23 protein-coding genes and 1 pseudogene are annotated in these 16,057 nt (G+C 40.4%); 20 read left to right on the top strand and 4 right to left on the bottom strand.

All coding sequences use genetic code 11. The features are described 5' to 3' along the window. Positions 1-10 precede the first annotated feature (10 nt). The 8 genes and pseudogenes from NFS18_RS12470 to NFS18_RS12505 form a co-directional block, all read left to right on the top strand. On the top strand, positions 11-952 hold the full coding sequence (locus NFS18_RS12470) for a phage tail protein (protein WP_251390592.1): 942 nt from the start codon (positions 11-13) through the stop codon (positions 950-952). A 42-nt stretch (positions 953-994) separates the two neighbouring features. After that, positions 995-1,309 (top strand): STAS domain-containing protein, encoded by a 315-nt coding sequence (locus tag NFS18_RS12475; protein WP_251390594.1) that lies wholly within the window; start codon positions 995-997, stop codon positions 1,307-1,309. After that, positions 1,291-1,854: a DUF4255 domain-containing protein gene (locus NFS18_RS12480; protein ID WP_251390596.1), complete on the top strand. Its 564-nt coding sequence runs from the start codon at positions 1,291-1,293 to the stop codon at positions 1,852-1,854. The genes NFS18_RS12475 and NFS18_RS12480 overlap by 19 nt, the downstream gene beginning before the upstream one ends. Positions 1,855-1,859: 5 nt before the next feature. After that, on the top strand, positions 1,860-2,684 hold the full coding sequence (locus tag NFS18_RS12485) for an ATP-binding protein (RefSeq protein WP_251390597.1): 825 nt from the start codon (positions 1,860-1,862) through the stop codon (positions 2,682-2,684). Beyond that, on the top strand, positions 2,681-3,418 hold the full coding sequence (locus NFS18_RS12490; protein ID WP_331477688.1) for a GNAT family N-acetyltransferase: 738 nt from the start codon (positions 2,681-2,683) through the stop codon (positions 3,416-3,418). Before NFS18_RS12485 ends, NFS18_RS12490 begins: the two co-directional genes overlap by 4 nt. 215 nt (positions 3,419-3,633) lie before the next feature. Further along, positions 3,634-4,128, top strand: coding sequence for a spore coat associated protein CotJA (locus NFS18_RS12495; RefSeq protein ID WP_251390599.1), 495 nt, complete (start codon positions 3,634-3,636; stop codon positions 4,126-4,128). Next, positions 4,125-4,394, top strand: a complete 270-nt coding sequence (locus NFS18_RS12500) for a spore coat protein CotJB (protein ID WP_251390601.1) — start codon at positions 4,125-4,127, stop codon at positions 4,392-4,394. Before NFS18_RS12495 ends, NFS18_RS12500 begins: the two co-directional genes overlap by 4 nt. Positions 4,395-4,397: 3 nt before the next feature. Next, positions 4,398-4,490: pseudogene (locus NFS18_RS12505) on the top strand (manganese catalase family protein); the annotation flags it as partial. A gap of 21 nt (positions 4,491-4,511) precedes the next feature. On the opposite strand, the gene NFS18_RS12510 reads toward NFS18_RS12505, so the two are convergent. Next, positions 4,512-5,951 (bottom strand): recombinase family protein, encoded by a 1,440-nt coding sequence (locus tag NFS18_RS12510; RefSeq protein WP_251390603.1) that lies wholly within the window; start codon positions 5,949-5,951, stop codon positions 4,512-4,514. A 998-nt stretch (positions 5,952-6,949) separates the two neighbouring features. Here NFS18_RS12510 and NFS18_RS19750 point away from each other — a divergent pair. The 3 genes from NFS18_RS19750 (at position 6,950) to NFS18_RS12525 (ending at position 9,947) form a co-directional block, all read left to right on the top strand. Beyond that, on the top strand, positions 6,950-7,123 hold the full coding sequence (locus tag NFS18_RS19750) for a helix-turn-helix domain-containing protein (protein WP_251390638.1): 174 nt from the start codon (positions 6,950-6,952) through the stop codon (positions 7,121-7,123). A gap of 670 nt (positions 7,124-7,793) precedes the next feature. Then, positions 7,794-8,825, top strand: a complete 1,032-nt coding sequence (locus NFS18_RS12520) for an STAS-like domain-containing protein (RefSeq protein WP_251390606.1) — start codon at positions 7,794-7,796, stop codon at positions 8,823-8,825. Positions 8,826-9,341: 516 nt separating this feature from the next. Then, complete coding sequence (locus tag NFS18_RS12525) at positions 9,342-9,947, top strand: hypothetical protein (protein WP_251390608.1); 606 nt, start codon at positions 9,342-9,344, stop codon at positions 9,945-9,947. 178 nt (positions 9,948-10,125) lie between these two features. On the opposite strand, the gene NFS18_RS12530 is transcribed toward NFS18_RS12525, so the two are convergent. The 3 genes from NFS18_RS12530 to NFS18_RS12540 all read right to left on the bottom strand — a co-directional run bounded on the left by NFS18_RS12530 (position 10,126) and on the right by NFS18_RS12540 (position 12,228). Next, on the bottom strand, positions 10,126-10,473 hold the full coding sequence (locus tag NFS18_RS12530; protein ID WP_251390609.1) for a helix-turn-helix domain-containing protein: 348 nt from the start codon (positions 10,471-10,473) through the stop codon (positions 10,126-10,128). A gap of 196 nt (positions 10,474-10,669) precedes the next feature. Continuing rightward, the gene (locus NFS18_RS12535) at positions 10,670-11,818 is read right to left on the bottom strand and encodes an S-layer homology domain-containing protein (RefSeq protein ID WP_251390612.1); all 1,149 of its coding nucleotides are present in this window, start codon (positions 11,816-11,818) and stop codon (positions 10,670-10,672) included. A gap of 35 nt (positions 11,819-11,853) precedes the next feature. Further along, entirely contained in the window at positions 11,854-12,228 is a 375-nt protein-coding gene (locus NFS18_RS12540) for a helix-turn-helix domain-containing protein (protein ID WP_251390614.1), read from the bottom strand. A gap of 151 nt (positions 12,229-12,379) precedes the next feature. Here NFS18_RS12540 and NFS18_RS12545 point away from each other — a divergent pair, with 151 nt between their 5' ends. The 9 genes from NFS18_RS12545 to NFS18_RS12585 all read left to right on the top strand — a co-directional run bounded on the left by NFS18_RS12545 (position 12,380) and on the right by NFS18_RS12585 (position 15,989). Then, on the top strand, positions 12,380-12,526 hold the full coding sequence (locus NFS18_RS12545; protein ID WP_251390616.1) for a hypothetical protein: 147 nt from the start codon (positions 12,380-12,382) through the stop codon (positions 12,524-12,526). A gap of 147 nt (positions 12,527-12,673) precedes the next feature. Next, on the top strand, positions 12,674-12,829 hold the full coding sequence (locus NFS18_RS12550; protein WP_251390618.1) for a hypothetical protein: 156 nt from the start codon (positions 12,674-12,676) through the stop codon (positions 12,827-12,829). A gap of 88 nt (positions 12,830-12,917) precedes the next feature. Beyond that, on the top strand, positions 12,918-13,181 hold the full coding sequence (locus NFS18_RS12555) for a hypothetical protein (RefSeq protein ID WP_251390621.1): 264 nt from the start codon (positions 12,918-12,920) through the stop codon (positions 13,179-13,181). A 79-nt stretch (positions 13,182-13,260) separates the two neighbouring features. Then, positions 13,261-13,488, top strand: coding sequence for a hypothetical protein (locus NFS18_RS12560; RefSeq protein WP_251390623.1), 228 nt, complete (start codon positions 13,261-13,263; stop codon positions 13,486-13,488). After that, positions 13,485-13,838 (top strand): hypothetical protein, encoded by a 354-nt coding sequence (locus NFS18_RS12565; protein ID WP_251390625.1) that lies wholly within the window; start codon positions 13,485-13,487, stop codon positions 13,836-13,838. Before NFS18_RS12560 ends, NFS18_RS12565 begins: the two co-directional genes overlap by 4 nt. A gap of 57 nt (positions 13,839-13,895) precedes the next feature. Next, a complete protein-coding gene (locus NFS18_RS12570) occupies positions 13,896-14,201 on the top strand; it encodes a hypothetical protein (RefSeq protein WP_251390627.1) in 306 nt (101 codons plus the stop codon). 42 nt (positions 14,202-14,243) lie between these two features. Further along, entirely contained in the window at positions 14,244-14,828 is a 585-nt protein-coding gene (locus tag NFS18_RS12575) for a pentapeptide repeat-containing protein (RefSeq protein ID WP_251390629.1), read from the top strand. 23 nt (positions 14,829-14,851) lie between these two features. Further along, a complete protein-coding gene (locus tag NFS18_RS12580) occupies positions 14,852-15,739 on the top strand; it encodes a phosphoadenosine phosphosulfate reductase family protein (protein WP_251390631.1) in 888 nt (295 codons plus the stop codon). Positions 15,740-15,743: 4 nt separating this feature from the next. After that, positions 15,744-15,989, top strand: a complete 246-nt coding sequence (locus NFS18_RS12585; protein ID WP_251390633.1) for a hypothetical protein — start codon at positions 15,744-15,746, stop codon at positions 15,987-15,989. The last annotated feature ends 68 nt before the right edge of the window (positions 15,990-16,057 follow it).

Below are 16,057 nucleotides of genomic sequence, written 5' to 3' on the forward strand. Positions count from 1 at the left end.
ATCAAGAAGTATGAGAACTTATACATTCGGATATTCAAGATTGAAAAAGGCAAAGGGTGAGGGGTTTCTGGTAAGAGAAGACGGGAGTATTTTTATAACAGGGAATCCGGGCATGAGTGTTATTGTACCGGAACCATTGAACGGAGTGGATGAAAGCTGCCGATGGGGAAGACTGATACTGGAAGCAGAATTAAGAGATGACAGCATTCTGACTATTTATGCGGAAACAGACGGAGATGGGGAAAAGATGTCCATTGGACCGTTTACAAATCAGACAGAGATTCTTTTGTGTGAATTGAACGGAAGATTTCTGAAGCTCCGGCTGGAGGTGAAAAACGGCGAAGGCTGTGTGATCAGGAATTTGCGTGTAGAAAACTATGACACAGAAATACTTCAAATGATGCCGGAATTTTATCAGGAAAGAGGCAGTGTCTTGCATCGTTATCTTTCCATATACCAGTCTGTGTATACGGATTTCCAGAAACGGTATGAGAGTCTGGACGAACAGATGGATATCCGTACCTGCTCTGTAGAAATGCTGTCACTGATGGAACAGTGGCTTGGAATGCCTGATACTGATTATTTGCTTTCGGAGGATATCAGACGGGCGCTTCTTATGCGGGCTTCCCGTCTTGTGAAGATCCGGGGAACCAGACAGGCAGTCATGGAGACAGCAAAGCTTCTGGCGGGAGAATTCCCGCAGATTATCGAAAGTGATGATAGAACAGTAACTATCGTGTTTCACCGGGAGGTAAGCGAAGAACTGGAGCTTCAGCTCTTGTATATTTTGAAGTGGTTTTTACCTGGAGAGTGCAGGGCGCATATTGTGTCCTGGCAGGATCCGATGGGACTGGATGAATATTGTGCACTAGATATCAATGCAGCGCTGAAGGTGTGGAGTCTGGGGACACTGGACAGAGAAGAAGCTATGGACCAGTGTGTACTGGGATGAGGAATGGTAACAGTTACGAGAAAGAAATTAGGAGGAATAGAAATGCTGGAGATAAAAGAAGTGATACAGGAGAATAAGGTGATTCTTGAATTATCAGGGAGGATTGATACAAATACAAGCAGGACGGCACAGGAGAAAATTCTGGCAGCGCTGCAGAAAAGTGGGCTGGTATATCTGAATCTGGAACAGGTGGATTACGTGTCCAGTGCCGGACTTAGGGTTTTTCTGATCGGACAGAAGACGGCGGCAGCAAAGACAGCATCGCTGCGACTGGTTAATGTACAGGAGAATGTCCGGGCTGTACTTGATATGTCCGGATTCAGTAAGGTGCTGGAGATATGGGACAATATACAGTAATCGCAGATATCAGTGAGGAAATCGTACGGGTGATGCGAAGGGAACTGGCACCGGAGCTTGTCGCAGATGAGAGTACAGTAGGTCTGTGCAGCCCTGAAGATCAGGATAATATGACTTTTGGTATTTATTTATATGATATCCAGGAAAATGATGAAATCCGGCGGAGCCAGATGATCAATGTATCAGAAGATAAACAGAGTTATCCGCCTGCATTTTTCAGCCTTTATTATATGATGACTGCTTATTCTCAAAGTGATAAAAAATTTAAGATGGTACAGGAACAGCGTATGCTTGGGCGGACAGCAAGATATTTCCATGATTATCCTTATCTTGAGATCGGGGGAGAATACATACCGATTCAATTACAGAAGATTTCTACAGAGGACAAGATTAAGCTTTGGAATTTTAACGGCAAGCCTTTTCAAGTGTCTTTGTTTTATAAGGTTGCTCCGGTAAAATTGGATTCAGGACGTTTCCGTGAAGTGACAAGAGTCCGTCAGAGAGACATCCATATGAATCAGGAAAACGGAAGCAGGAGGCGATAGAAAAGATGGAAGATCAGACGGAAGAAACTGGTTTTTTGGCATATCAGATTCCATGCGTGTATACATGGGCGGATCTGGTGGTGACCCCGGCATTAGAGGAAAGCCTTCATGACCTGTGTAATCTGGTTCGTTTTCAGAATTTTGTAGGAGAACAAAGGGGATTTTACGAGAAACGTCTTTATGGACGGGGTGTGTGCGCATTGTTTTACGGACCTTCAGGAACGGGAAAGACGATGGCGGCGCAGGTGATCGCACGGGAGCTTGAAATGGCATTGTATCGTGTGGATTTTTCCCAGATTCAAAGCAAATATATCGGTGAGACACAGAAGAACATAAATATTTTGTTTACGCAGGCCAGAGAAATTAATGGAATTTTACTTTTTGATGAGGCGGATGCATTATTTTCCAAACGTACGGAGGTAAAGGATGCCAATGACAGACACTCAAACGGGGAGATCGCATATTTGTTACAAAAGTTAGAGGAATATGAGGGAATCTCGATTTTGACTACCAATTTAAAAAATCAGATGGATGAGGCATTTAGAAGGAGGATACGAAGGATGATTCATTTTCCTCTGCCGGACTGGGAGACAAGAAAACGGCTTTGGAAAAGTGTATTTCCGATGCAGGCGCCTTTGGCAGAAGAAGTAAAGCTGGAGCGGTATGCCTGGAAGCTGGAGCTTTCCGCCGGAGAAATCAAAGAAGCGGCGCTGGATGCTGCGCTTTTTGCAGCTTCTGAGCATGAGAAAATCGGGGATCGGCACATACAAAAAGCGCTGAAGCTGTGCTGCTCAAAATACGGGAGAATATTGACAGAGGGTGATTTTTGATGCATTTAAGGGATATAGAATACAAAGGAATAGTTTTTAGCAGTGAGAGAGTCTATTACTACAGGAAAGCCAGAGAAAAAGATGTAAAAGAGATTGCAGATTTATACAGAGGCTGTGCAATATGCCGGAGGAATTGCAGAGAAAAACTGGATAAAGAAAGCCAGAACTCTTTTGAAAAAACTGGTGGAATGTATTTGATATTCGGAGAAGAAGAAATAAGAAGAGAACTTCACAATCCCGGTTCTCTGTGGGCTGTATTCCTGGAAAAAGGGAAAGTTGCAGGGAGTTTCTGGATTGCGGAGGAGAATCCTATGCTTGAGGATGGAAGAATAAGGGAATACATCGGTGAGGAAGAACCGCTGATTTATCCGAGAGAGATCATAGTGTCCCCCGAGTATTCAGGGGAAATGTTGGGACAGCTTCTATTTGCAACGGCTTTTCAAGCGCTGGAAGAAAATGGATTTCGATATAGTCTTTGTGATGTTTACCGGACGGCAGCATATACACTGGACGGAATATGGAAAAGGGTGGACTTGCTGAACAAACCAAGTTATCTCAATATGCTTTCGTTAGGCGGCAGATATCAGGGAACAGGGGATGTGCGGGAAATTTCTCTGGAATGTCTGAAAGTGAAAATTGAGCCGCAGATTTTCTTGTTTTCTCATAAAGAAACACTTAAGCTGACAAAACAGTTGTTTACTCAGAAAGGAATTCAAATTTATGCAGAAAATTGAAGAACAGCTTAGAAGCCGATTTTTTCAGATACTTCTGACAGGTGTCGGCGTGGTCATTCTGATATCTGCTGTCAGTCTTTGGATTCTGGCAGAAAGAAGCTAGAAAAAAGAGTGGGAGAAGGTTTTGACGGAGATGTGATATCATCGCTGCCGGAACCTTTTCTTTTTTCTTCCATAATATGTAATGTAGACCAATATGGAAGGAGTTAATAAAATTGGCAGGATATCAAAATAATATGCGTTACGGCCGCCCGGGCAATATGTATCAGCAACGTAATGCAGGCTGTAATTGCGTGCAGCGAATGCCTGAACGCTGCGGAAACGAATGCCGGAATGAGCATCGAATACTGGAACACCGTGCAAACGAATGCTGTGAGGAACAACGAATGGCAGAACATTGTATGCCAGAGCGCAGCGGAAATGAATGTCATAAAGAACAGCATATGGGGGAGCATCGAGGAAACGAATGCTGTAAGGAGCGTCATGAAGTAGTACGTGAGGAGAAGGAACGGAGAGAGCACCACAAAGAAAAAAGGGATTGTGACTGCGCATACCGAAAGGATGAACTTGCGGGAATGCCGCTTGCGATGGCGTATGTGCCGTGGCAGAAATGGTGCAAAATCTATGACGTTTGCGAAGGATTTCAGAGAGGGACCATTTTCAGAGAACTGGATATGCCTTTTGAGGGGAAAGGGGGCTGTAATCGATGAGTGAATGTCCTTGCAGAAAAGAATTGATGCAGAGAATTAATGAAGCCAGCTTTGCTGTTGATGATGCGAAATTGTTTTTGGATACCCATCCGTGTGATGAAGAGGCATTGGAATATTTTCAAAAATACAGCCGTATACGAAGAGAAGCAATGAAAATGTATGCCGAGCATTACAGTCCACTGACCGTTGATAACGCTATGTATACCTGTGAGGATACATGGAAATGGATCAATGAGCCGTGGCCATGGCAGGAAGGGGGATGCTGATTTATGTGGAATTATGAGAAGAGATTACAGTATCCGGTAAAGATTACCCAGACAAATCCGAAGATGGCACAGGTAATAATTAGTCAATTTGGTGGTCGGAACTGCAATAACCTATAATCACCGATAAACCAGCATAAAATCAAGGCTTTCCGTTTTTTTATCATAAATGATTTTATCAAAAATAAGATTCAAAGCTTCACTTTTCTGTACATCCGGTGTTTCTGTACTGGAAATGATATCATAAACAGAGGAAACACGGGATCGCATTTCGTCTTTATTATCAGATTCAGATTCTTCATGCAATTGAAGAAGGGCAGCTTCAATTTCTTCACGCTCTTTGGATAAATGAAGCTTATTCACTTTGTATTCTTCCAAAGAGTCTATTTCGTTTAAATATGCTTCTTTAATACGGCGCTCTTTCGTTGCAAGGACTGACAGGCGCTTTTCGAGTAAGGCAATTTCGGACGTATAATCGTTTTTGGTACAGACCGTGTAATTTATCTCACTGGACGATTTTAATTCCAGCAGAGCTTCAATAACGGCCGCCTCTATCTTAGGTTTTGACACGTAGTGAGAAACAGAGCATCTATTTTTAGAATATCCGATACATTGGAAACCATTTTTGGTAGCAGAAAGCGCAGATCCACAGTCGGAACAGTATAGAATACCGCTAAGCCAGTGGCGGCGTGATTCTGCAGCACGTTTCGCAGGCCTGTACTTTTTAACCATCCTATCTTGAACTTTCATCCAATCCTCTTCTGATATCAAAGGTTCATGGCTCCCCTTTTTTAGAATGCAATCATCATTTGGACGGATGGAACGGAGTTTCTCTTTTCCGACATTCCAACGGACATAACCGTAGTAAACAGGGTTTTGCAGAATATATTTTACAGTCCGGTTCTCAAAGGGATTGTTACGCCTGGTTCTATATCCAAGGGAATTCAGCTTTTTAGCAATAGAAAATTCGGTCATGCCGCCAAGAAAATCACGGTAAATCATACGGATAATATCGGCGCTTTTTTCATCTATATGGAGCTGCTTATTTTCCATGTAATATCCAAGGGGGGCGCCCGACTGGTATTCGCCGCGTTTAGCCTTTTCTGTCATACCTTTCATGACTTCATCAGACAGGTTAAGGGAATAGTACTCCGCCATGGCCTCAAGCATGGCTTCCAGAATCACGGAAAACTTATCATCCTCAATATGTTCCGTGATACTGATCACTTGGACACCGCATTCTTTACGGAGCAGTGATTTGTACACAACACTGTCTTCACGGGAACGTGCAAAACGGTCGAATTTATGAACAAGGATTCCTTTGAATGGGGAAGGCTTCTGCTTGGCGGTGGCAATCATCCGCATAAAAGCCGGCCGCTTCTCTGCCTTTCTGCCGGAGATGCCTTCATCTACAAAAATATATTCTTCAGGCACAATGATCCTGTTTTTCTTGGCATAATCCAGAATAGCAGAACGCTGGGCGGCAGGGGAGAACTCCACCTGGTCGTCCGTGCTCACACGGATGTATGCAGCATAAGTGTCAAAGTTTTCAAAACTCATAGATATTGCCTCCTAAAAAATGTAAAAAATAACAGCCAGTGTAAAATGGATATTGTTCCATATCCGTTGCAGGGCGGTTCTTGACTTTTATGATACATTTGCTATAATGTACTTAACAAGACAGCCGATAGGTAGGTGCAAGCTACCCGATCCGGTGAATATAACTGTTTACAAAGTAAGCCGTCCTATCCGACCAAGATGCAGGGCGGCTTACTTATGTTTCAAATTCAGAATTACAACTACAAGTAAAGCAAAAGTAAGTATAATCTGCATTTCCTCGTATGTACTCATAAGCATTTCCCCTTTCCACAAGACGGGATCGGGAACCAGCACGCCCCTCGGCTGTCTGGGTAAATACATTATCCAATGTGTCGTAAAACCCCTTGCTTTAACTATGGGGAGTGTCAAGGGTTATTGTAGCCAGCGCTTTGGCGGTTCTTGACTTTTATGATATATTTGATATAATGTACTTAACAAGACAACTGGAAAAGATGGATGCACCCCATCCGCTCCGGGCAAATATTTAAGTTACTATGAAATAGTCGTCCTAACCATTACCAGTGAGCAGGACGGCTATTTTCTATGTGTAAAAGTCAGAATTGCTATAAGTAAATTGCAAGCTGTTAAAAGAATCATGAATTCTTCGTAAGTACTCATAGACACCACCTCTTCCGTAAGACTCCGGAACAGATGGAAAGCTGTCCTTCCCAGTTGTCTGGGTAAATACATTATTTAGTTGTTTCCCTGTCCACTGTGGGGGAGAGAAAATTAACCCTCACATCCTTCAGTATGTTGTCTAGTGTTCTGATTAGAATGTCGGCTTTGTGTCTTGGTATTGCGAACCGCTTTCCAGCGGTGCTGCTGCACCAATTGTAGCATGTGCAAATACGTGCGTCAACAATCATGTATGGGGTTATCTATATTCCAGTATTTGCCAGTGGTATTTTGCCTTCACAATTATTAAACTAGTGATTATGAGGATACTGCTTGATAAAATAATGATAAGTAAAAACTTAACAATTCGTCAGGTATCAAGCCTCACGGGAATTTCCAAATCATCTATTCAACGAATCATGAATCATGAAATTTCCCCTACGGCAGATACCCTAGAACTTCTTGCAAAAGGTCTAAAAGTGCACATAACAGACCTTTTCGACTCTCCGTATAAATAAGTGTCCCATATCTGGGACAAATCTCCGGCGCTGCGTAAGTTTTTCCGTGCTGCGTGGTCTTAATTAATAGGAAGAAAATTCCAAATACATTACAAGAACAAACGTTCGGAAAATTATTGAAATACATGATGAAATGTAGTATTATTTATACAAGGAATTTCGAGCGTGCGTTTAAGACGAACACGGAGGGGTACATATGAGTGACAAAAATTATAAGCCGCTAATTATTGAGTTGCTTAACAGTGCAACCGAAAAACAACTGGAACGTCTGTATTTTTTCATATTGACGTTCTTAAGCTAGGTTTAACAGCCTGGCGTGTTATTTAATTGCTGTTCTAGGGTGGTGTAGGTTGCTGCTGCATCATCAAATGGTTAGACGGTGACAGCTAGGGCAACAACTAGCCTTGGTGGGTGTTTTGCCCCTAAAAAAGGAAGAATCCCTCGACTGTATTGCAGTACGGTCGGGGGATTCATTTCTTCGTCAACGTGGACTTCTTACATCTTTTTATTTGCCGGCATTATAGCATATACAGAAATTTTCTAAAGCCAATAGGATTGCGATCATCCTATTTCAAAAATACAAAAATGAAAATATACTTGCTAGTTTTGGATATTTAAGATATATTATAGTTAGTAAATATTGCTGTTAAGTTTATTAACGGAGGCTAAGATGTCAATAACTGAAAATAAAAGAAATCAAATAAAAGAGTATATCCTCGATAAAATTGGAGATAATGAAGATGTAGTACAGAAAACGTGCACATGTTTTAGAATATCAGAAACAACAGTATATCGTTATTTGGATGAATTAATACAGTCAGGTGCGATAAAAAGAAGGAGACGAGGTAAATATATACTTGTAGAAAGACAAATAGATTTCACTTATGATAATATTGATTTGGAAGAAGATGTTATTTTTTTAAAAGATATAAAACCAATTCTAGAAGAACAAAAACTATCAAGTAATGTTATCAATATCTGGTATTATGCATTTACTGAAATGTTTAATAATGCAATTGAGCATTCAGAATCTCAGAAAATATTTTGTTCATTATTTGTCAGTCAATCTAGTATACATATGCTAATTCGTGACAATGGAATAGGCATTTTTAACAAGATAAAAGAATATTATAGCTATGAGTCCTTGGATGATGCCATTAACGAGTTGTTTAAAGGAAAATTAACAACTGATAACAAAAATCATACAGGTGAAGGTATATTTTTTACATCCCGCATAATGGATTTGTTTGTTGCTGTTTCAAGCAACAAGCACTTTACGCATAATAATTACTACGAGTTTTTGGAAACATTAGATGATGATGACGAGTTGATTAAGTTAATGAATAATGTAGGAACAGTAATATTAATGAAATTAGCCAATAGGAGTCATAAGCAAATTAAAGAGGTGTTTGATATGTTTAGCGATAATGATAATGGTTTCAACAAAACAAGCATTCCAATGAAAAACGTATTTGGAAATAATTTTCCTGTGTCGAGATCGCAGGCAAGAAGATTATATAATAGATTTGATAGATTTGATGAAGTTGAGCTTGATTTTTTAGATGTTGATGAAATTGGGCAAGCGTTTACGCATGAACTTTTTGTTAAATTTGCACACTTAAAACCGGATGTAAAAATCACAATTGTAAATGCGAATCAAGATATATTAAATATGATTAATCGCGTGAAAAATACGAAATAAAAGAAAAGAAGAATCCCTCAACTGTATTGCAGTACGGTCGGGGGATCCATTTCTTCGTCAACATGGACTTCTTAGATATATTTAATATGCCGCATTTTCAGAACCGAGGTGCGTTTGTGCCGAAATTCGGCACATGCCATTTTTAATATGCTTCCATAATAGGTTTATAATAATCACTTACTAACTTAAAATCAGACCATCCAGATGCATTTTTCGGATATCTGATTGTAAAGGATTGCGGCCATGGACGGATTGCATTGAATCTCTCTGGGACATTCCCTTTAAAGGTATAGGTTTTGATTTCTATATTATAAAGTTGGACAGACATTCTTAACTGGACATTTCAAGGCATATACGATTGGTTTGAATCCGTTGGATGGTGTTTACTATTGGGATTTGCGCCCTGTGATGAAAGTAGATGCTTTGTTGAAAGAGCATATAAAATCTTTGGACTATTTGCTGTGTGAAGATGTTTGGAAGTATATTTAGAAATAGCCATAAAAGGAAGGTGATTGTATGGAAAAACAATATTTTGAACCGAATAGAAATAATAAAAATAATTATATGTTAGATACAAGTGCGTATAATTATATTGCTAGAAAGCCGGAGTTGCTTGACGTATTAAAACAATCTACTGCTTATGGTTTTTGCTATTATTCGACTGCTATTCAGGATAGAGAACTTGCGGGGAAAGGAGCAAAAACTTATAATCGTGAGTGCGAACCTGTGAGAAAAAAGACCATGAGTCCAGAATTAATAAAGAAATTTGATTCTATAGATAGGGAATTAAACATAATTTTATTTCCGGAAGTAGCGGTTGTAATGAAAAATCATACGAGAGTAGATGGAACAAATCGTTTTATTTCAGAAAAAAGTTTATCGAGAATTGTTTTTGAAGAAATTATAAAGAATAATGACAAAGAAAGCGACATGCCATATGAATACAATTATGATGCAATAATTGCAGAAGCATCTGTATATTATGAGTGTACACTTGTTTCCAATGATAGAAAGCAACGAAATGCTGTAAATTTGCATGTATCTAATGGGGCAATTACTGTAGATGAACTATTGAAGGTAATTAGTGAGGTCAAGGAACAAGGCGAAGCCGATACGCCGTAGGGCAGTCCTTGACAGAACGGATGTTGCTAATAACACCATGATACATAAGAGGACTTGGGAGGTCAGAAACCTTGCAAGTCCTTTTGTCTGTTACGGTATTGGATACAAGTAGAATACATGTAATCTTACGTTTTCGGAGATGTAATTTTTCACAAATGTTTTCTATAACCTGTTTTCTCTATGTAAAGATACTTTTCAAATAATCTTTTAAAATTTTACGGTATTCGTTATCCAGTTCTAAATATTTTTGAATTATCTTTTTGTCAATTCCATCCAGATTATAGTCTTCAGCAATTTCATCAACTATACTTTCAGGTGTTCCACTAAACATTTCACCATTACCATTAGTAAGCCAGTGATAATTAACGCGATACACTTTGCATATAGATAAAATGGTTTGTTTGGATAATCCAGAGTTTCCGCTCTCCATTTTACTTATTGCTGAGCGTGAAAGTCCAATTTTTGAACCAAATTTTTCCATACTTAATCCAAGTTCTTTTCTTAGTTCAAATAATCTTTTATTCATTTATGCCACCTCCCTCTTCATGCCGGAATCCGGCTGAATAAAAAATTTGTTGCCAGGATGGTACTTTGCCACTGTAAAAGAAGAATCCCTCAACTGTATTGCAGTACGGTCGGGGGATCCATTTCTTAGATAAATTTAATATGCTGCATTTTCAGAACCAAGGTGCGTATGTGCCGAAATTCGGCACATATTATTTTTAGTATGCTTCCATAATGGGTTCAAAATAATCACTGACTAATTTAAAATCAGCCCATCCAGATGCATTTTTCGGATATCTGATTGTAAAAACCTTTGCAGTACGCCATGGACGGATCCCATTAAATCCCTGTGGCACATCACCTTTGAAGGTATAGGTTTCAATTACCACATTATCAAATGCTGTCTCAACAATCTTTGTTACAGTTGCCGGAATTGTAATATCAGTAATTGTCTTATTACTCGTAAACGCTCCATACCCAATGCCTGTTACGTTAACTCCGTCAATAGATTCCAGTATCTCCACGCTTCCAGAGGCTGATTTACCGTCTGTAACCCAAATAGAAGGTTCGCCTTTGTATGTGGATGCTTCATATTTAATTTTATTGATTTCTTTTTCACAGATACCATTCGATGAATTATACACAAATCCGTTTTTATCTGCCCATGCTTTGATATCAAACTCCGGTTCAGGTGTCGGTTCTGGCTCAGGGGTCGGCTCCGGCTTTGGCTCCGGTGTTGGGTCTGTCACATGATTACCGCTAAATCTGGAGATCATCGTTGCACATACCGCACGCACTACATGCCCCTGCGGAACAAGATTCCCGTTGTCTCCTGTCAGAATCTTATTGGTTACTGCATACGCAATTCCGTTTTTCGCAAATTCATTGACGCTTCCTGCATCCGGAAACCCGGCAAAAGAAGAAACATCCACTGATGGTGAACCGTCATAGCGGTACAGGATCGTTGCCATCTGCTCACGGTTAATGTTATCGTTCGGTCCAAAGCAGCCGTTGCTGCTGTATCCTGTAATGATTCCATTTGCGCTTGCCCAAGCTGCCGGGGTTGTATAGAACTGTCCGTAAGCAACATCCGGGAACTGTCCATTGTATTCCACTTCCGGTGAACCTTCCATTCTCCAGAGGATCGTTGCAAACTGTCCTCTGGTCAGCTTGTCGTTTGGTCCGAATTTTCCCGTATCCGTGTACCCGGACATCAGTCCCTTGTCAGACACATCCTGCACATACTCATAAAACCAGTCCCCCGGATTCACATCCGGATAAGCCGCAGCGGACACTATGCCGCTAATTCCAAAAAACATCATGCAGCTGATCATCACTGCCACCAAATTTTTAAAATATTTTTTCATCTCTTTTCCTCCTTAACCCTTTTAGATGTAACAGCCTAGCTTTCTTTGTGTAGTTTCACGCAAATTTTTTCTAATGTCTCCCAATCAGATTCATCGAGCTCCATAAGCATTTTGACAAACCTTCTTTTAAATGAATCGGATTCATCTTTTAAAATATTCGCAGCCCATATCATTAGTTGGTTTTCTTTATCCAATTTGATGAACATTTCACCGTTTCCAGTTCGGAGCCAATTTTCATTTACCATGAATTTTTCACAAATGTCTTCTATAAGTCGATCACTTGGAGTGGCTCCTTTATTTGTAATTTTGGAGACATAGGCTTGCGTGATATTTAACTTATTTGCAAACTCTGTTTTGGTAATATTCTTTTTTTCTAATAAAAGAAGAATACGATCCCTAATAGTAACCAAAAAATCACCTCTTTTCTAATCTGAATATATCATAAACCAGAAAATAAATCAAGGGCAATATTTAACTAAGTTAAGTTTTTGGTATTGACAAGTTAAACAAGTTAATATATAATTAAACCAAGTTAAGTAAAGTGAGGTGAGAAAAGCAGTTATGAGTGAAAAAGAGGAAAAAATCTTAAAAATATTTGAGGAAATTTTACCTGAGATGTCAGAAATAGAAAAAGAGAAACTTCTTTCCTTTGGGGAGGGAATGGCATTTATGAAAGACAAGGATAACAAAGATAAGAATGAAGCATAGGGGATGGGAAGGTGATGTTGATGTATATAAAAGCGGAAAGATATTTCACCTTCAAAACCCTGTAACAGTGAAATGGAGCGAGACAAACGCAAGAGGACAACGTAACAAGTACAAACAGTGATCATAAAATAAAGCGGAGGTGGGTGTATGAAGTATAACTTCTATCTGGGTGAGAAGAAAATCCCTCTTTCTTCGTTAACGGAACAGGAACGGGCAGAGTATCTCCGCTGGCTCAATGACCGGGCGCTGAGGGGGCTTGGTTATGAGCCGGAGGAAGAGGTAAAGAAAGAAAAAACCGCCTGAAGGCGGTAGGAAGGACAAGCTATGGGAAAGAAATGGAAATCAAAATCAGGGGCTATATGAAAGACCTGGGAGAAAGAAGGAAAATAAATTGCTGAAAAAAATAAGGAACTGCTCCATAGGCATTTTTGAATGTTCTTGTCTCTATCTTGCGTTTGTGGTAGATGCCCCGGAAGTTACATTGGGATGGCTTATTATGAACTCCCGGGGAGTGCAGTGCGCAATTGCCTTGATTCTGGCATCTGCATTTGCGTACATTTTAACAGATCGGCTGTCAAAGGCAAGAAAGAGACGGAAAATACAGGAAAGAAAAAGAGCACATCTGCTGCGAACAGATGCGCCCTACTGGAATTAAAAGTAAATGAAAAAACATTTATATGTTTATATTACACGAAAGTTTTAACTGCGTCAACATGAAAAGGAGAATTTTAAAAATGACTTTAAATACAGGGAAAGAAAGTATGACAGATGCGGAGAAGAAGGGATTATTAGTTGCACTTGTTGAATCATGTTTGGATGGGGAAATATATGAGGGTACTTACTGCAGGATATCGGCGCAGATGCATTTTGCAAAATTGTGCGGAATTATCACAGAATCAGAATATAAGGAATTGGTAGACAGAGTGGATTCAGCAAGGCGCGGAAAGGAGGGGAAATTGTGATTCTTTTAAAAGGCTATAACCAGAAACAGAAAAAATGGGTACAACTGTATATTTCTGAGGCTGGTATCGTTTTTGGGGATGATTGGCATTATATTGCGGTTGGAAGTATCAAGCGTTACACCGGGCAGTCTGATGTAAACAAAGAGATGCTTTGGGAAGATGATGAGATCGTAAGTGAACTGAATGGAGTACATATGTTTATCCGTTACGGTGAATATGAAGCATACTGCCCGGAGGATAAAGAACCGATGAAAGGCGTAGGCTTTTATGTTGAGGCAGAAGGGTATCAGGATATGCCGCTGGGACCAACGGAAGAATACGCAATTAAGGTGATGGGGAATGCGGAATAAGATGTGTGCCGAAATTCGGCACAAAAGAAAGGATTTAGCGAAGTGGAGGATTGTGTTATGTATATTAAAAACATAAGCCTTTGCTTGAATTTAATTTTAGCCGCAGTTCTGATTGTTGTCAATAAACAGGAGAAGCAGAGGGCGAGAAAAAGAAAAGAAATGGAAAAAAAGGCAAGAGATCTTTTGTATATGCAAGAGTTGATATTACGAAATAATGATTACTCTGCTATGAGTGTGGAATTGGAGATAACGAAATATCTGAGGGATATACTAGTCCCGTGTATTGTAGAAGGAAAGTTTACAGAAATAGATGAAAAACGACTTCACCCGATTGTAATAAGGGTTATGGAAAGGGTGGAATAAGGCGCGTGCCGAAATTCGGCACAAAGAAAGGAAGAGAATGAGATGGAAAGAGAAGAGTTAGAAAAAATATTAGAAGAACATAAAGAATGGATTGATGGAAAAGGCGGGAAATGCGCCAACCTGCGTGGAGCCGATCTACGTGGAACCATCCTACGTGGAGCCGATCTACGTGGAGCCGACCTAAGTGGAGCCGACCTACGTGAAGCCAACCTACATAGAGCCAACCTACGTGAAGCCGACCTAGGTGGAGCCGACCTACGTGGAGTCAACCTACGTGAAACCAACCTACGTGGAGCCAACCTACGTGGAGCCGACCTACGTGAAGCCGGCCTATATAGAGCCGACCTACGTGAAGCCGGCCTATGTAGAGCCAACCTACGTGGAGCCGACCTTGACTTCTCAACATTACCATTATGGTGCGGAAGCTTAAAAATGACAGTTGATAAGCGCATTGCTGCGCAGATCGCATACCATTTTTGCAGACTGGTTTGTGATGATGTAGAATTTCTGGAAGCTCGGAACTCCATCTTGAAATTTGCCAACAAGTTCCACCGTGTTGATGAATGTGGGGTGTTGGAGGAAATAAAACTGAACAGTGGAGAGAGGGAAGATGTTTCATCTGAATAATAAATTTGGAATTGGTGACAACGATGGATAAAGAACAAAAAGCAATTGAGCGAATTAAATTAGCATCAGAAATGAGCATACACCACTATGGGAAACCGCTTGTCTGTACATACAGCGGCGGAAAAGACAGTGATGTAATACTGGAATTATTTAAGCGTTCCGGTGTCTCATTCGAGGTGCATAACAGCTATACAACAGCAGATGCACCGCAAACGGTCAGGCATATAAGGAATGTATTTAAGCAATTAAAACTGGATGGAATCAAATGTGGGATTGAAATGCCCGTATATGGAGGGAAACCAACAAGCATGTGGAAGCTGATTCCACAAAAGCTGATGCCGCCGACAAGAAAAGCAAGATATTGCTGCTCTGTTTTGAAAGAAACTGGATGTGCAAACAGATATATTGCCACTGGAGTGCGTTGGGATGAAAGTACAGCCAGATCCGAAAGGGGAGAATTTGAAAAAATCGGACATACAAAAAAGGAAAAAGAGAAGTTTAGTACAGTAATGCTGATGAATGACAATGTTTCCTATAGGCGGATGACAGAGTTATGCATGAAGCAAAATAAAATGGTGGTAAATCCGATCATAGACTGGACACACTCAGATGTTTGGGAGTTCATACATTCTGGGCACATAGAAACTTGCGAATTGTATCAATGTGGATATAACCGGGTTGGGTGTATTGGCTGCCCGATAGCAGGAAAAAAACGCTGGAAAGAATTTTCGGATTTCCCGAAATATAAGCAGATATATATCCATGCATTTGAAAGGATGCTGGAAGAACGGGATAAGAGAGGGAAAGAAAACAGATGGAAATCAGGAGAAGAAGTATTTCTTTGGTGGATGGAGGATGATAATATACCGGGGCAAATGAGCATTGAAGATTTTATTGGGGAAGAGAGGTAAAGAGATGGAACGATACACAGAATACCATGTGGGAGTTGCAGTATTGAAAGATAAGACGAAGATGAAAGAAGCGATGTCAAGGTTTGCGGAGCTGGAAGAACGGGACACGGCGAAGAGACCAATAAAGGAAGAGGATTCAGGAATTAGATACACGGATTCATATCGCTGTCGGAACTGTGGAAAAGGATTCACAGGAATTGGGATTGCCAGTTTTTGCTACCACTGTGGGCAGAGATTTGACTGGAGGTAGTGGAATGACGGAGAATGAAGCGATAAGGATATTAGGAGATACTACATTATGCACGCCATTAGGGCAAG

Source organism: Mediterraneibacter agrestimuris (assembly GCF_943193195.1).
Lineage (GTDB): Bacteria > Bacillota > Clostridia > Lachnospirales > Lachnospiraceae > Schaedlerella > Schaedlerella agrestimuris.

Excerpts from the sequence above, each read along its gene's own strand:
- NFS18_RS12470 (WP_251390592.1), top strand. The coding sequence starts at position 11 with ATGAGAACTTATACATTCGGATATTCAAGATTGAAAAAGGCAAAGGGT.
- NFS18_RS12475 (WP_251390594.1), top strand. The coding sequence starts at position 995 with ATGCTGGAGATAAAAGAAGTGATACAGGAGAATAAGGTGATTCTTGAA.
- NFS18_RS12480 (WP_251390596.1), top strand. The coding sequence starts at position 1,291 with ATGGGACAATATACAGTAATCGCAGATATCAGTGAGGAAATCGTACGG.
- NFS18_RS12485 (WP_251390597.1), top strand. The coding sequence starts at position 1,860 with ATGGAAGATCAGACGGAAGAAACTGGTTTTTTGGCATATCAGATTCCA.
- NFS18_RS12500 (WP_251390601.1), top strand. The coding sequence starts at position 4,125 with ATGAGTGAATGTCCTTGCAGAAAAGAATTGATGCAGAGAATTAATGAA.
- NFS18_RS12510 (WP_251390603.1), bottom strand. The coding sequence starts at position 5,951 with ATGAGTTTTGAAAACTTTGACACTTATGCTGCATACATCCGTGTGAGC.
- NFS18_RS19750 (WP_251390638.1), top strand. The coding sequence starts at position 6,950 with ATGATAAGTAAAAACTTAACAATTCGTCAGGTATCAAGCCTCACGGGA.
- NFS18_RS12520 (WP_251390606.1), top strand. The coding sequence starts at position 7,794 with ATGTCAATAACTGAAAATAAAAGAAATCAAATAAAAGAGTATATCCTC.
- NFS18_RS12525 (WP_251390608.1), top strand. The coding sequence starts at position 9,342 with ATGGAAAAACAATATTTTGAACCGAATAGAAATAATAAAAATAATTAT.
- NFS18_RS12530 (WP_251390609.1), bottom strand. The coding sequence starts at position 10,473 with ATGAATAAAAGATTATTTGAACTAAGAAAAGAACTTGGATTAAGTATG.
- NFS18_RS12535 (WP_251390612.1), bottom strand. The coding sequence starts at position 11,818 with ATGAAAAAATATTTTAAAAATTTGGTGGCAGTGATGATCAGCTGCATG.
- NFS18_RS12545 (WP_251390616.1), top strand. The coding sequence starts at position 12,380 with ATGAGTGAAAAAGAGGAAAAAATCTTAAAAATATTTGAGGAAATTTTA.
- NFS18_RS12550 (WP_251390618.1), top strand. The coding sequence starts at position 12,674 with ATGAAGTATAACTTCTATCTGGGTGAGAAGAAAATCCCTCTTTCTTCG.
- NFS18_RS12560 (WP_251390623.1), top strand. The coding sequence starts at position 13,261 with ATGACTTTAAATACAGGGAAAGAAAGTATGACAGATGCGGAGAAGAAG.
- NFS18_RS12570 (WP_251390627.1), top strand. The coding sequence starts at position 13,896 with ATGTATATTAAAAACATAAGCCTTTGCTTGAATTTAATTTTAGCCGCA.
- NFS18_RS12575 (WP_251390629.1), top strand. The coding sequence starts at position 14,244 with ATGGAAAGAGAAGAGTTAGAAAAAATATTAGAAGAACATAAAGAATGG.
- NFS18_RS12580 (WP_251390631.1), top strand. The coding sequence starts at position 14,852 with ATGGATAAAGAACAAAAAGCAATTGAGCGAATTAAATTAGCATCAGAA.
- NFS18_RS12585 (WP_251390633.1), top strand. The coding sequence starts at position 15,744 with ATGGAACGATACACAGAATACCATGTGGGAGTTGCAGTATTGAAAGAT.